The 14,600-nt window shown below is 62.3% G+C and carries 10 protein-coding genes and 1 pseudogene; 6 read left to right on the forward strand and 5 right to left on the reverse strand.

The window, feature by feature from the left end; translation table 11 throughout:
- Window positions 1-17: 17 nt before the first annotated feature.
- Complete coding sequence (locus BMZ35_RS04295; protein ID WP_093091198.1) at window positions 18-473, reverse strand: nucleoside deaminase; 456 nt, start codon at window positions 471-473, stop codon at window positions 18-20.
- 78 nt (window positions 474-551) lie between these two features.
- Between BMZ35_RS04295 and BMZ35_RS04300 the strand changes: the two are divergent.
- A pseudogene (locus tag BMZ35_RS04300) lies at window positions 552-1,331 on the forward strand (pseudouridine synthase); the annotation flags it as partial.
- Window positions 1,332-1,586: 255 nt separating this feature from the next.
- On the opposite strand, the gene dnaE reads toward BMZ35_RS04300, so the two are convergent.
- Window positions 1,587-5,105, reverse strand: a complete 3,519-nt coding sequence (gene dnaE, locus BMZ35_RS04305) for a DNA polymerase III subunit alpha (protein ID WP_093091202.1) — start codon at window positions 5,103-5,105, stop codon at window positions 1,587-1,589.
- A gap of 475 nt (window positions 5,106-5,580) precedes the next feature.
- On the opposite strand from dnaE, the gene BMZ35_RS04310 reads away from it, so the two are divergent.
- Genes BMZ35_RS04310 through BMZ35_RS04325 form a run of 4 tightly spaced genes read left to right on the forward strand, consistent with a single transcriptional unit; the run spans window position 5,581 to window position 10,223 of the window.
- The gene (locus BMZ35_RS04310; protein ID WP_093091204.1) at window positions 5,581-7,110 is read left to right on the forward strand and encodes an ABC transporter ATP-binding protein; all 1,530 of its coding nucleotides are present in this window, start codon (window positions 5,581-5,583) and stop codon (window positions 7,108-7,110) included.
- Window positions 7,107-8,186 carry an ABC transporter permease gene (locus BMZ35_RS04315; RefSeq protein ID WP_093091206.1) on the forward strand — a complete coding sequence of 360 codons (1,080 nt, stop codon included), beginning with the start codon at window positions 7,107-7,109 and terminating at the stop codon, window positions 8,184-8,186. Before BMZ35_RS04310 ends, BMZ35_RS04315 begins: the two co-directional genes overlap by 4 nt.
- Window positions 8,186-9,106, forward strand: coding sequence for an ABC transporter permease (locus BMZ35_RS04320; RefSeq protein WP_093091208.1), 921 nt, complete (start codon window positions 8,186-8,188; stop codon window positions 9,104-9,106). Before BMZ35_RS04315 ends, BMZ35_RS04320 begins: the two co-directional genes overlap by 1 nt.
- Before the next feature lie 43 nt (window positions 9,107-9,149).
- Entirely contained in the window at window positions 9,150-10,223 is a 1,074-nt protein-coding gene (locus tag BMZ35_RS04325) for a BMP family ABC transporter substrate-binding protein (RefSeq protein ID WP_093091210.1), read from the forward strand.
- A 53-nt stretch (window positions 10,224-10,276) separates the two neighbouring features.
- On the opposite strand, the gene BMZ35_RS04330 is transcribed toward BMZ35_RS04325, so the two are convergent.
- The 3 genes from BMZ35_RS04330 to BMZ35_RS04340 all read right to left on the reverse strand — a co-directional run bounded on the left by BMZ35_RS04330 (window position 10,277) and on the right by BMZ35_RS04340 (window position 13,580).
- On the reverse strand, window positions 10,277-11,773 hold the full coding sequence (locus tag BMZ35_RS04330) for an amidase family protein (protein WP_131814325.1): 1,497 nt from the start codon (window positions 11,771-11,773) through the stop codon (window positions 10,277-10,279).
- Window positions 11,774-11,888: 115 nt separating this feature from the next.
- Complete coding sequence (locus tag BMZ35_RS04335) at window positions 11,889-13,127, reverse strand: HlyD family secretion protein (protein ID WP_093091214.1); 1,239 nt, start codon at window positions 13,125-13,127, stop codon at window positions 11,889-11,891.
- A 3-nt stretch (window positions 13,128-13,130) separates the two neighbouring features.
- Entirely contained in the window at window positions 13,131-13,580 is a 450-nt protein-coding gene (locus tag BMZ35_RS04340; protein WP_093091216.1) for a hypothetical protein, read from the reverse strand.
- A 332-nt stretch (window positions 13,581-13,912) separates the two neighbouring features.
- Here BMZ35_RS04340 and BMZ35_RS04345 point away from each other — a divergent pair, with 332 nt between their 5' ends.
- The gene (locus BMZ35_RS04345) at window positions 13,913-14,494 is read left to right on the forward strand and encodes a VOC family protein (RefSeq protein ID WP_093091218.1); all 582 of its coding nucleotides are present in this window, start codon (window positions 13,913-13,915) and stop codon (window positions 14,492-14,494) included.
- Window positions 14,495-14,600: the final 106 nt, after the last annotated feature.

Here is a 14,600-nt window from a genome sequence, read left to right on the forward strand (position 1 = left end):
ACACCACCGGCGCGGCCCTAGCCCGGGCGCCGCGCCGCGAAAAACGCCTTCAGCAACTCTTCGGCCTCAACCGCGCCAATCCCGTCATAGACCTCGGGCACGTGATGGCTCTGGGGATGGGCAAACACGCGCGGCCCCTGTGCCACGCCGCCCGACTTGGGGTCCGCTGCACCATAATACACCCGCGCAATCCGCGCCTGGCTGATCGCGCTGGCGCACATCGGACAGGGCTCCAGCGTCACGTACAAATCATGACCGGGCAAACGCTCGCTGCCCAGCACCCTGCACGCCGCGCGCATGGCGACAATCTCGGCATGGGCCGTCGGATCGTTCCATTCCCGCGTCCGGTTGCCCGCTGCCGCAACAACCTTGCCGTCGGGCGACACGACAACTGCGCCCACCGGCACCTCGCCGCGTTCGGCGGCCGCGCGCGCCTCGGCCAGCGCCTGATCCATATGGCTCTTGAACGTCATGTCCCCTCACTGCCCCGCCTTGGCCCCTTTCGCAATCCCCCAAACCCCGCTAGAGGGAAAGGCATGATCCAGAAAACACCCAAATCCGACAGCCCCGCCGGGGACCGTATCGCCAAAGTCCTCGCCCGCGCGGGCGTCGCCTCCCGCCGCGAGGCCGAACGCATGATCGAAGCGGGTCGGGTTTCCGTGAACGGCAAGAAACTCTCTAGCCCCGCGCTCAATGTGACCGCCAAGGACCGGATCACCGTCGACGGTAAACCCGTGGGCGAGCCCGATCCCGAACGCATCTGGCTCTATCACAAGCCCGCGGGCCTCGTGACCTCCAACAAGGACGAAAAGGGCCGGGACACGATCTTTGATCACCTGCCCGACACCCTGCCCCGCGTCATGACTGTCGGGCGGCTCGACCTCAATTCCGAAGGCTTGCTGCTCCTGACCAATGATGGCGGCGTCAAACGCAAGCTGGAACTGCCCTCGACCGGCTGGCTGCGCAAATACCGAGTGCGCATCAATGGCCGCCCCACCGACGAGACTTTTGCCCCCTTGCGCGAGGGGATCGTCGTGGACCGTGAGCATTTTCAGCCGATGGACATCACGCTCGACCGGCAACAGGGCGCGAACGCATGGGCGACGATTGGCTTGCGCGAAGGCAAGAACCGCGAGATCCGCCGCGCGATGGAGGCGATCGGCCTCACCGTGAACCGCCTGATCCGCGTGTCTTATGGCCCGTTCCAGCTGGGCGACCTGAAACCCGGTGAGGTGGAAGAAGTCCGCCGCCGCATTGTCCGCGATCAGCTTGGCCTGGATGGCGCCAAGCCCCCCGAGACCCGCAAGAAACCGGTGCGGCGTCGTCGCTAACCCCATAGCGCGGAATCAAGGCCGCAGGCCGCCGCGCCATCGCCAGACCGCCCGCACGGGCTGGCAATGCCACGCCTCGATTCCGGGCTGATGCCCGCCAATCCCTAACAAACCCTTGCGCCCGCCGCCTTAACACTCGGCGTTTTTTGCCCGCGCCCCGGCCCATACCGACGCGTTACCGATGCAATACCGACGTGATACCGACGCGCAAATCCAGCAAAACAAGGCCGTTAACCTTCGATTCGCCTGTGCGCGTTAATACTCTTCGACCGTCATCACCCCTTCGAGCGATTTCAGCGCACCCTTGATCTGCGGATTGACCGGAAACTCGGCATTGAGGTCCATCTCCACCTCACCGGGCAGCGCCGGGTCCATCAGGCACAACACAACCGGCCCGCGCGGCGTCCCCCGAAGGCTCTCCGCCGCCCCCTGCAGCACGTTGGCCACGGGCGCAACCGCCTGCATATCCTCAAGAAAAATGCGCAACCCCGCCGCCCCGGCATCCGCCACGATCGTATCCACCGGCGCAAAGGACCGCGCCAGAAGCTTGAGCTGATCGCTCTCCATCGTCGCCTCAACCGTGACCACAACCTTCGACCCGGTCTCCAGATACTCGCGGCATTTCTCCAGCGTATCGCTGAAAATCGTGACCTCATAAGCCCCCGTCGGGTCGCTCAGCTGGGCAAAGGCAAAGCGGTTGCCCTTGGCCGATTTCCGCTCCTGTCGCCCCGACACACGGCCCGCGAGCTTGGCAATCATCGCCCCGCCCCGCGCCTTCTCGGTGAGGTCATCCAGCGTCATCACCTGCTTGCGTTTGAGCGCGGGCATGTAATCCTCAAGTGGATGACCTGAAAGGAAAAATCCGATGGCCTTGGCTTCTTCATCAAGCTTCTCGGCAGGCAGCCAATCGCCCACGGGCGACAGGCGCGGCTCGGGCAGATCATCCCCCGCCTCGCCGAACAAGGACACCTGATTGCTGGCCTTCTGCTCAAAAATCGCCGCCGAATATCCCACCAGCGAATCCAGACTCTCCAACACCCGCCGCCGGTTCGGATCAAGCTGATCAAACGCCCCCGACCGCGCCAGCATCTCCAAGGGCCGCTTGCCCACCTTCTTCAGGTCCACCCGGCGGGCAAAGTCGAAAAGCGTGGCAAACGGCTTTTCGACGCCATCCACCTTGCGCCCCTCAACCACCAGCTTCATCGCCTCGACACCCACGTTCTTGAGCGCGCCCAGCGCATAGACCAGCGCACCGTCCACCACCTTGAACGTCGCGTCCGAGCGGTTCACGCAGGGCGGTACGTACGGGAGCTTCAACTGTTTCTTTACCTCTTCGAAGTAAACTGCCAGCTTGTCCGTCAGGTGAATATCGCAGTTCATCACCCCGGCCATGAACTCGACCGGATGGTTCGCCTTGAGCCATGCCGTCTGATACGAGACCACCGCATAGGCCGCCGCGTGCGATTTGTTGAAACCATAGTTGGCGAACTTCTCAAGAAGGTCGAACACCTCGGACGCCTTCTTGGCATCAACCCCGTTTTCGCCCGCACCCTTTTCGAACTTGGGCCGTTCGGCGTCCATCGCCTCCTTGATCTTCTTACCCATCGCCCGGCGCAACAGGTCCGCGCCGCCAAGGCTGTAACCCGCCATGACCTGCGCAATCTGCATCACCTGTTCCTGGTAAACGATAATCCCTTGAGTTTCCTCAAGAATATGGTCGATCAACGGATGCACGGATTCAATCTCGCGCAGCCCGTTCTTGACCTCGCAATAGGTCGGAATGTTCTCCATCGGCCCCGGACGATACAAGGCCACCAGCGCCACGATATCCTCGATACAGGTCGGTTTCATGCGCTTGAGCGCATCCATCATCCCCGTCGATTCCACTTGGAACACCGCCACCGTCTTGGCCGAGGCATAAAGCTTGTAGGTCGGCTCATCATCCAGCGGAATAGCGTTGATCTGGTTCTCCGCCCCCTCTGCCGGTTCATAAAGCTGCGTCCCATCCGCGGCGACATGCAATGGCCGCCCGCTGGAGTGGATCTGCTCAATCGCGTTCTGGATCACGGTCAGCGTTTTCAGACCCAGAAAGTCGAACTTCACCAACCCGGCCTGCTCGACCCATTTCATGTTGAACTGCGTCGCGGGCATGTCCGAACGCGGATCCTGATAAAGCGGCACCAGCGCATCCAGTGGCCGATCCCCGATCACCACGCCCGCCGCGTGGGTCGAGGCATTGCGCAACAGCCCCTCGACCTGCATCCCGTATTTCAACAGGCGGTCCACGACCTCTTCGTTGCGCGCCTCCTCGCGCAAACGTGGCTCTTCCTTCAAGGCATCCGAGATCGACATCGGCTTGACGCCCTCGACCGGGATCAGCTTGGAAAGCCGGTCCACCTGCCCATAAGGCATCTGCAAAACCCGTCCGATATCGCGCACCGCCGCCTTGGACAAAAGCGCACCAAAGGTGATGATCTGCCCCACCTTGTCACGGCCGTATTTCTCCTGCACGTACCGGATCACTTCTTCCCGGCGATCCATGCAGAAGTCGATGTCAAAGTCCGGCATCGACACCCGTTCCGGGTTCAAGAACCGTTCAAAAAGAAGGCTGTAGCGCAGCGGATCAAGGTCGGTGATGGTCAGCGCATAAGCCACCAGCGACCCCGCCCCCGAGCCCCGCCCCGGCCCCACCGGGATGTCATTGTCCTTGGCCCACTGGATAAAGTCGGCCACGATAAGGAAGTAACCCGGAAACCCCATCCCCTCGATGATGCCCAGCTCGAAATCCAGCCGTTCCTGGTATTCCTCGACGCTCACCGCATGCGGGATCACCGCCAGCCGGTCCTGCAATCCCGCGTTGGCCATGCGGCGCAGCTCAGCCACCTCGTCGTCGGCAAACTTCGGCAGGATCGGATCACGCCGATAGGCCATGAAGGCACAGCGCTTGGCAATCTCGACCGTGTTTTCAATCGCCTCGGGCAGGTCGGCAAACAGCGTCACCATCTCCTGCTGGCTCTTGAAGTAATGCTGCGGCGTCAGACGCCGCCGCCCCTCCTGCTGGTCAACATAAGCCCCTTCCGAAATACAGATCAGCGCATCATGCGCCTCGTACATGCCGGTTTCGGGGAAATAGACGTCATTTGTCGCAACCAGCGGGATGTCCATCGCGTAAGCCATCTCGACAAAGCCCCGCTCGGTCAGACGCTCCGCTTCGGGCTGTCCGGTTTCGCCGGGATGGCGCTGCAATTCGACATAAAGCCGGTCGCCAAAGATCGTCTTGAAGCGCCCCATAAGCGCCTCGGCCGCCTCGCGCTGGCCTTGCTGCAGCATCCGCCCGACCGGCCCCTCCGGCCCGCCGGTCAAACAGATCAGCCCCGCCGAATGCGCCTCCAGCTCCTCCATCGAGACCTGCGGCAACTGCCCGCCCTTGTCCACATAAAGACACGAGGACAGTTTCATGAGGTTTTCATAGCCCTCTTCGCGCTGGCTCAACAGAACAACCGGCGCCGGTGCGGGCGGCTGCGCCCGCCCCGACTGATCCGGGTTGGGCATGGTCACATCCACTTGGCAGCCAATGATCGGCTGAATGCCCGCACCGCTGGCCGTGACCGAAAACTCCAGCGCCGCAAAAAGGCTGTTTGTGTCGGTGATCGCCACCGCGGGCATGCCCATCTTCTCGCAAAGCGCGGGCAATTTCTTGACCCGCACCGCGCCCTCCAACAAGGAGTATTCGGTATGGGTTCTCAGGTGAATGAATCGGGGTTCGCTACTCATGGCGACAGGCTATCCTAGCCGCCCGAGCGATGAAATCCCCGATCCCGCCAATCGCGCACCCTGCTCTTTCTTTTTCCGGAAGTACCCCGGGCGGTGAGCGCCGTTAGGGAAACGATCCAATAGACCGTTTCAGGCGTGAACGGGTGGAGCCCACGCGCTTGAACACGACGGGGGCAGCGCCCCAAGCCTCCTCAATCCGCGAAACCTGCTCAAATAATAACCACGCCAGAGGTGCAACACTTTCAACAATTCATTGAAAATTGCAATTGTTTACCCATTAATTTCACAGGGATTTCCCCTTATTCTGCGCATCCGGCGGCGCCGTCAACCCTTTTTGCGCCGCCGTCTAAGTCCAAGTTTCTCTTGCAGAAACGCCCTTCCCCTCCCTAGGGTTAGGCCGCCAAATGACAGACAACGACGCGCCAGAACCGTCGGGACAAGCGGCCGCACAAGACGGCCAAGAAGGGACGTGACCATGACTGCACCTTTGCTGAGCATCTCCGGGCTGACCAAGGCCTATCCGGGGGTCGTCGCGAACGACAACGTGTCCTTTGATATCGGCGAAAGCGAGGTGCACGCGCTGCTCGGCGAAAACGGTGCCGGGAAATCGACACTGGTCAAGATGATCTACGGTCTCGTCAAACCCGACAGCGGCACGATGACATGGAAGGGTCAGCCCTTCACCCCCGCCGAACCCAAGGCCGCCCGCGCCGCCGGGGTTGCCATGGTGTTCCAGCATTTCTCGCTGTTCGACGCGCTGAAAGTGTCCGAAAACGTGGCGCTTGGCATGGAAGACCCGCCCCCGATGGGCGATCTTGCCCGCCGCATTCGCAAGGTATCCGAAACCTACGGCCTGCCGCTCGATCCCAACCGCACCGTGGGCGATCTCTCGGCAGGCGAACGCCAGCGGGTCGAGATCATCCGCTGCCTGCTGCAGGATCCCAAGCTCCTGATCATGGACGAACCAACCTCGGTTCTGACCCCGCAAGAGGTCGATATCCTGTTCAAGACCCTGAACAAGCTGAAAGAGGAAGGCACCTCGATCCTCTACATCTCGCACAAGCTCGAAGAAATCCGCGCACTCTGTGACCACGCCACGATCCTGCGGCTGGGCAAGAACGTGGGCGAATGCGTGCCTGCGGAAACCTCGGCCCGCGACATGGCCGAAATGATGGTGGGTGACACGCTCCAGACCCCGACCCGCACGACCGAGAAAACCGGCGAGGTCGTGCTCGATGTCTCCGGCCTCTCGCTGGAACCGGCGACACCCTTTGGCACCAAGCTCAAGAACATCCACTTCACCGTTCGCGCCGGGGAAATCCTTGGCATCGGCGGGGTCGCCGGGAACGGACAGGACGAATTGCTCGCCGCGCTCTCCGGTGAAACCCTGACGTGGAAAGACGCGGTCAAGGTCAACGGCAAGGAGGTCGCCAATCTCGGCCCCAACGCGCGCCGCAGGATGGGCATCCTCGCCGCCCCCGAAGAACGTCTCGGCCACGCCGCCGCTCCTGACATGAGCCTGACCGAAAATGCGCTCCTCACCGGGGCCATCCGCGAAAAGCTGACCGGCAAGGGTTTTGTCAACTGGTCCGGCACCACCGCCTTCGCCGAGAAGATCATCAAGGATTTCGACGTACGCACCCCCGGCCCCCATGTCGCGGCCCGCGCGCTTTCGGGGGGCAACCTGCAGAAATTCGTGATCGGGCGCGAGGTGCTGCAGCGCCCCGAAGTCCTCATCGTGAACCAGCCCACATGGGGCGTGGACGCCGCCGCCGCGGCTGCCATCCGGCAGGCGCTTCTGGACCTTGCCGCCAATGGCGCGGCCATCGTGGTCATTTCGCAGGATCTCGACGAACTCATGGAAATCTCCGACCGCTTCGGCGCCCTGAACGAAGGCCGCCTCTCCGACATCCGCCCGGCGGCGGGTCTCACCATTGACGAGATTGGCCTGATGATGGGCGGCGCCCACGGCATGGAAGTCGCGCAAGTGGGAGAAGACGCATGATCAAGCTCGAAAAACGCCCCATGCCCTCGCGTACCCTGTCGATGGCGACCCCGCTGATTGCCGTAGTGATCACCATGATCGCCGGCGGCTTGCTGTTCGCCGCGCTCGGCAAGAACCCGTTCGAGGCGATCCGCACGATCTTCTGGGATCCGGTGCTGGGTGAATACGCCTTCTATTATCGCCCGCAACTGCTGGTCAAAGCCGCGCCGCTGGTGCTCATCGCCATTGGCCTCTCTCTGGGCTTCAAGGCCGGTATCTGGAACATCGGGGCCGAGGGCCAATACATCATTGGTGCAATCTGCGGCGCCGGGGTGGGCCTTGCCTTCTATCCCACCGAAAGCATCCTGATCTTCCCCCTGATGATCCTCGCAGGCGCGCTTGGCGGCTGGGCATGGGCCATGATCCCGGCACTTCTGAAGGTCAAATTCGGCACCAACGAAATTCTTGTCTCGCTGATGCTGGTCTACGTGGCCGAGCAACTCCTGGCCTCGATGTCGCTGGGCCTCCTGAAGAACCCCGAAGGGCACGGCTTTCCCGGCTCGCGCAACCTCAATGACTACCCCTCGGCAACAAGCTGGATCAACGAGGCCGCGGGGCTGCACTGGGGCATGGCCTTTGCCTTCATCGCGGTGATCTTTGCCTATGTGCTCCTGAACCGTCACATCCTCGGCTTCAACATCCGCCTCACGGGCGAAGCCCCCCGCGCGGCACGCTTCTCGGGCGTGAATCCGACCCGCCTGATCCTGTTCTGCCTCGGCACCTCGGGCGCGCTGGCGGGCATGGCGGGTCTCTTCGAAGTTTCCGGCCCCTCGGGTCAGATCAGCATCGACTTCAACGTCGGCTACGGCTTCACCGCCATCATCGTCGCCTTCCTTGGCCGCCTGCATCCCGTGGGCATCCTGCTGGCAGGGCTGCTCATGGCGCTGACCTATATCGGCGGTGAAATCGCCCAGGGCAATCTCGGCCTGCCCTCCGCCGCGATCCAGGTCTTCCAGGGGATGTTGCTGTTCTTCCTGCTGGCTCTGGACCTGCTCACCAACTACCGCGTGAAATTCGCTGCAAAGGGAGCCGCATAATGGACCTTTCCGCCATCAACCCCGTCCTGCTGATTGCCTCCCTCATGGTCGCGGCCACGCCCCTCCTTCTGGCGGCCATCGGCGAACTCGTGGTCGAAAAGGCCGGCGTGCTGAACCTCGGTGTCGAAGGCATGATGATCGTCGGCGCGATCTCGGGCTTTGCCATCTCGGTGGAAACCGGCTCACCCTTCCTCGGCCTGATCGCCGCCATCATCGGCGGCGCGCTCCTGTCGCTTCTTTTTGCCTTCCTGACCCAGTTCGCGCTGGCCAATCAGGTGGCCTCGGGCCTCGCCCTCACCCTCTTCGGCCTCGGCCTCTCGGCCCTCATGGGCCAGTCCTATGTCGGCATCAAGCCGCCCGCCATGGCCAAGCTCGACCTGCCGGTGATTTCCGACATCCCGGTCATCGGCCCGATTCTCTTTTCCCATGACCCGGTGCTCTATATCGGCATCGCGCTTTGCGCCGCCGTCTGGGCCTTCCTGAAATTCTCGCGCGGTGGCCTCGTGCTGCGCGCGGTGGGCGAAAGCCACGATGCCGCCCACGCGCTTGGTTACAACGTGATCCGCGTGCGCATCCTCGCCATCATGTTCGGCGGGGCCTGTGCCGGGCTTGGCGGGGCCTATATCTCGCTGATCCGCGTGCCCCAGTGGACCGAAGGCATGACCGCGGGTATCGGCTGGATCGCTCTCGCGCTAGTCGTGTTCGCAAGCTGGAAACCGTGGCGCGTGCTGCTGGGCGCCTATCTTTTCGGCGGCATCAACGTGCTACAACTCAATTTGCAGGCGGCAGGTATTGCGATTCCTGTGGAATACTTGGCAATGTCTCCGTATCTCATCACCATCCTGGTGCTGGTCATTATGTCGGCCGACAAAAGCCGCGCACCCGCCTCGCTTGGCCGCACCTTCCACGCCTCTCAATGAGGCCAAAACAAAAACTGCTTACAACAACCGGGGAGATCTCCTTATGAAATTCACGAAACTCCTGACAAGCGCCGCTGTCGCGCTGGGTCTGGCGACCACCGCCATGGCCGCAGACAAGACCAAGGTCGGCTTTGTCTATGTTGGCCCCGTCGGCGATGGCGGCTGGACCTATGAACACGATCAGGGCCGCAAAGCCGTTGTCGAGGCCTTCGGCGACGCGGTGGAAACCACCTATGTCGAGAACGTGCCCGAAGGTGCCGACGCCGAGCGCGTGATCACGCAGATGGCGCTTCAGGGCGCCGACCTGATCTTCACCACCTCGTTTGGCTACATGGACCCGACGATCAACGTGGCTAAGAAATTCCCCAAGGTGAAATTCGAACACGCCACCGGCTATAAAACCGCCGACAACGTGTCGGTCTACTCGGCCCGTTTCTATGAAGGTCGCGCCGTTCAGGGCCACATCGCAGGCAAGATGACCAAGTCGAACGTGGTCGGCTACATTGCCTCCTTCCCGATCCCCGAAGTCATTCGCGGCATCAACTCGGCCTATATCCACGCCAAGAAGGTGAACCCGGACGTCCAGTTCAAGATCATCTGGGCCTACACCTGGTTTGACCCTGCGAAAGAAGCCGACGCCGCCAAGGCGCTGATCGAACAGGGCGCCGACGTGATCCTGCAGCACACCGACTCGACCGCACCGCAGGCCGCCGCTCAGGCCGCCGGCAACGTGATCACCTTCGGTCAGGCATCCGACATGGGTGAATACGCGCCCTTCCCGCGCGTTTCCTCGATCATCGACAACTGGGCACCGTATTACGTTGCGCGCACCAAGGCCGTGATGGATGGCACTTGGGAAAGCGTGAACACATGGGACGGCATCGGCGCTGGCATGGTCGGCATCGGTGAGATCTCCGACGCGGTTCCGGCGGATGTGAAGGCCGAGGCCCTCGCCCTCAAGGACGCGCTGGCAGACGGCTCCTACCACGCCTTCACCGGTCCGCTGAACAAGCAGGACGGCTCGGCATGGCTGGCAGACGGCGAAACCGCCGATGACGGCACGCTGGCGGGCATGAACTTCTACGTCGAAGGCATCGACGCGGAAATCCCGAACTGATCTGATCTCCGGATCAAAAGCGAAAGGCCCGCCATCCCGGCGGGCCTTTCTTGTTACAGACCCGCGATCGACACCGGCGCCCATTGCCCCCACCATGGGCGCGCTGCCTCAAGCTCATAGGCCAGCTCGAACAGAACGTCCTCGCGTCCGGCCGGGGCCACGAAATGGCTTCCGATCGGCAATCCCTGCGCGTTCGTGCCGGCTGGCACCGACATGCCGGGAAGGCCCAGAGTATTCTGAATCGGGGTATAGGATCCGAAGGCCGCGATCCGTGCGAACATCTCTTCAAAGGGCACTTCGGGATCAAAGAGCCAGCCCAACGGTGGCGCCACCCCGGCCATGACCGGAGACAGGAACACATCCATATCCGCCATCCACTCGGCATAGGTCCGGCCGAGATCCACCATGTACTGACTGGCCCGCGCCTCATCTTCGGGCGAGAAGTTCCGGGCGAAGTCGGCCCATTGCCGCACGAAGACATCCAGCATCCCGGTCTCTTCCGGCGAACGACCCGCCCGTGCCGCTGCGGCATCGGCAAGACCAACCATGCGGAACCCGAAAATCTGGTTGAATCGCAGCTCGAATTCCGCGTCCACCGGGCTTTGGGTTTCAAACACCTCATGCCCGAGACTCTCGCAGAGCTTTGCGGTCTCCTCGATGGCCTGCTGCACCTCGGGGTCCGGCAACTCCCCGTAAAAATTCTTCAGGTCAAATCCGATCCGCAAACGCCTGTCCGACGGTCCTGCCACAAACGGAACCGGCGCATGGGGCGCAGTTGGAGACCGGTCCTGTCCCAGCGCAAACAACATCGCGCTGTCACGCACGGACCGGCTCACGCAGTTGTCCACAGCATAGGTCGTCTGGTCGCTCGCCCCCCAGACCATCCGGCGTCGGCTGGGTTTGAGCCCGAAAACCCCGCAACAGGCGGCCGGGATACGGATCGACCCGCCTCCGTCGCTCGCGTGCGCCACCGGCACGATCCCGGCGGCAACCGCCGCCGCCGACCCACCGCTCGATCCCCCGGACGAATGTCCAAGCGACCAGGGGTTGTGACAGGGGCCGAGCAATTGCCCTTCCGTCACCGGAAGCGCGCCCACCTCGGGCATGTTGGTCTTGCCGATCAGGTTGAACCCCGCCGCCTCCTGCACCAGCGCAAGTGGCGCCGAGCGGGTCTGCAGATTGTCACTGTAAACGCGCGACCCGTGGGTCGTGTATTGCCCGGCAACATCCAGATTGTCTTTCACCACGAAAGGCACACCCGCGAACGGCCCTTGCCGACGCATCCCATCCGCCTTCGAGAGCGCCTGACCATACATCGGGGTCGTGATCGCGTTCAGCCGCGCATCAAGCGCCAGCGCGGCGTCGACCGAAGCCTCCACCAACTCGCGCGGTGTGACCTCTCCGGCTTTCACAAGCTTGGCAAGACCCAGACCATCCGTCGACATCATCAACTGCCGGATATCCGCGTTGCTCGCAAAGGTCCGTGTGGATGTCGCTGCGGTCACTCCGACCGCGGCGACGGAACAAAGAAAACTGCGTCGGGAAAACACCTTAACCTCCTGGAAAATGGGTTATTATCCCATTCCCTGAGCAGGAAGCCAAGCCAACCGCCGCCTTCTGCGCCGGATTGAGCAAAATATGGCCCGATGAGGCCAGCCCCCCCGATCAATGCCCGCCCGAGAACACCAGCGACGTCACCGGCAGCAACAGCATCCTGAGCCGCAACCCGGCGGCATGCACCACCCCGATCGTGTCTATCACGTGCAGGAAGATCCGCTGCCCGGTGCCAAGGCTGTCGTCATGGGCCAGCCGGTCGTGGTTCGACGTATAGGCCATGGCGATACAGTTGCTGCCCGGAGGCAGGTGATCGCTTCCACCCTCGTAGAGCGGCTCCATGAAGGCAAGGATCGACCCCTGCCGCAGGCTGAACGCCGGATCGCGCAACTCGTCCGTTGGCCGGAACTGCCCCGACGGGACCACGTCCTGCACCCCGACAACCACCATTGGCACGATGGTAAAGGGTTTCGCCGCACAGCCCATCTCGGCAATCATGCCGGGCTTGACCACGCCGATGGCCAACTGGTTGAACGCCGCCTCGAAACGGGCATGCCCCAGACCGGACGGCACAAGAATGCCCGCCGGGCGCAGGATCGGGTTCACATAGTCTCCGGGTTGAAGCACGAATTGCTCCAGCCGCCCCGCGACACCTGCCGTCACCACCGTCTTGTCCAACTCGCTCCGGGCCTGCTCAAGCGCGGCCACCGCGCTCGCTTTCTGCGCGGGCAACAGCACGTCGATATTCTCGACCACGGCACCCAGATTGGCTTCGGCGACATGTAATTGCCCCTCGCGCTCAGCCAGCCGATTGGCCTGCCGCTGTACCTCGGCCGGGTTTGCGGCGGGCGAATTGCGGTCCAGCAACTCCTTGTTGCGCAGATAATCATCTTCAACCAGCTCATAGGCCGCCCGGGCCTGTTCCACCGTTGCCTCTGCCGCCACCAATTCGGCCTTGGACACCTCGATGGCCGCTTCGGCCTCTTCGACCCGGCGCTCTGCCGCCTCGACGGCGGCCTGCTGGCTGGCGTCATCCAGCTTGAACAGAACCTCGCCCGCGGCCACGTCCTGGTTGTTGACCACATAGACCTCTGCGACGCGTCCGCCCACCTGCGGAAGGATCGTCACGGTGCGGAAATACGACGTCACGACGCTTGTCGAAGGATGGTAATAGAACAGCAGCGTGATCACCGACACCGCCGCCATGAAACAGGTCACCAACCCCCAGCGCAGCTCGTACCACACGGTGAAAAAGGTAATCTCGTGCCCGATCCTCTTGCCCTGCACATAGCGGCGATAAAGGTAGTCGGGCAAAAGGGTGAAGACGGCGCAAATCAGGGTTTCCAGCATGGTTCAGTGCCCCCCGTCCGCAGGTTTCAACGCTGCGCCCTCAGGCACAGACGGCGCCTCGACGTCCTCGTCGGGCGCATCCTTCTTGCCGGCCATGGACGCAAGCGAGTCCGCAATCGACGTGAGAGGTGTCATGAAATCCGGTGGCCGGAACGCCGCCACCAAAAGCGCGATGACCCAGAAAAGGTTGTTATGCGTGAACAGCGCCAACAGAGCGAGAATGCCGACCACCTGCATCTGCGTGTGGTTGCTCTTGTGCGCCAACTTCTCGGGCATGGCATGCAGGGTGAGGTACAGAATCCCGATTCCGAGGATCAGCAACACCGTGAAAACCGTCATCACCGTAAACAGGAAATCGCTGCCATCAGCGGCAACAATATAGCTTGGCAGATGCTCGGGCGCGGCGGGGTTGATCGCGGCTGCGCCCGCGCCGCTGACAGAAGTTTCGCTCATGGTTTCCCCTCGCTGGAAAAATGCAATCGGTCCTGAAAACGTGCATAACTGTGCGCCCGGCGCCGTGAAAAACTCAAGCGCATTTTCAGAGTTTCGGCATTTCGAATCGCACGAATGCGCCCTTAATCCAGCGGGCGCCGCGTTAAAGCCGCATTCCCCGCCGCCGATACCGATGTAATACCGACGCAATACCGACGTGATACCGAAACGGGTTTTCCAGGCAGATCAGAGCGTTAACCCTGATTCTCCATATCTGCACACCGCTCGTGCACCAACACCCGTACCCGCACCGCGCCGCGCGCCCTATACTCGGGTCAAAGGAGACCACAACCATGCGCAAGATCCAGGCCCAGGGCGTCCACCACATCACCCTCACCGGCGCCGACCGGCAAACCTCCATCGACTTCTGGGAGGGCGTGCTTGGCATGCCCTTCATCTTCGACCAACCCAATCTCGACAATCCGCGCGAAGGCCACCTCTACTTTGATCCCGGCGACGGGCGGCTGATCACCATCTTCACCAATGAAGACCGCAAGCCCGACCCGCGCCGCACTCCAACCGAACCGGGCTGCGTGCATCACATCGCTTTCAACGTGAGCCGCGCGAGCCTGCTCATGTCCTTGAAAAGACTGGATGATCGCGGCATCAAACACACCGGGATCAAGGATCGCGGCTTCATGGATTCGGTCTATTTCAAAGACCCGCTGGGTCTCATGATCGAACTGGCGAGTTACAAGTTCGAACCTCCCGTCGGCTGCACCCATGCCGACGTGATGATCCGCGCCCACAAGAAACGCGTCGCCGCCGGCGATTACAACATCGCCGAACCGCATCTGGCCGACGCGATCGAAGAACTGGTGCTGGAACGCCAGGGTTCTCTTAGCGACGACCGGGGCGCGAAACATCCTTACTGAACAGAGGGTTAAGGAGCACGCTCCGCTATCTGCGCGCGCACCCCGTACTTTCTTTTTCGGGAAATACCCCTGGGGGAGTCGCAGCTTGCTGCGGCGGGGGCAAGGC

The sequence above is a fragment of the Shimia aestuarii genome (genome assembly GCF_900114635.1).
GTDB classification, from domain to species: Bacteria; Pseudomonadota; Alphaproteobacteria; order Rhodobacterales; family Rhodobacteraceae; genus Shimia; species Shimia aestuarii.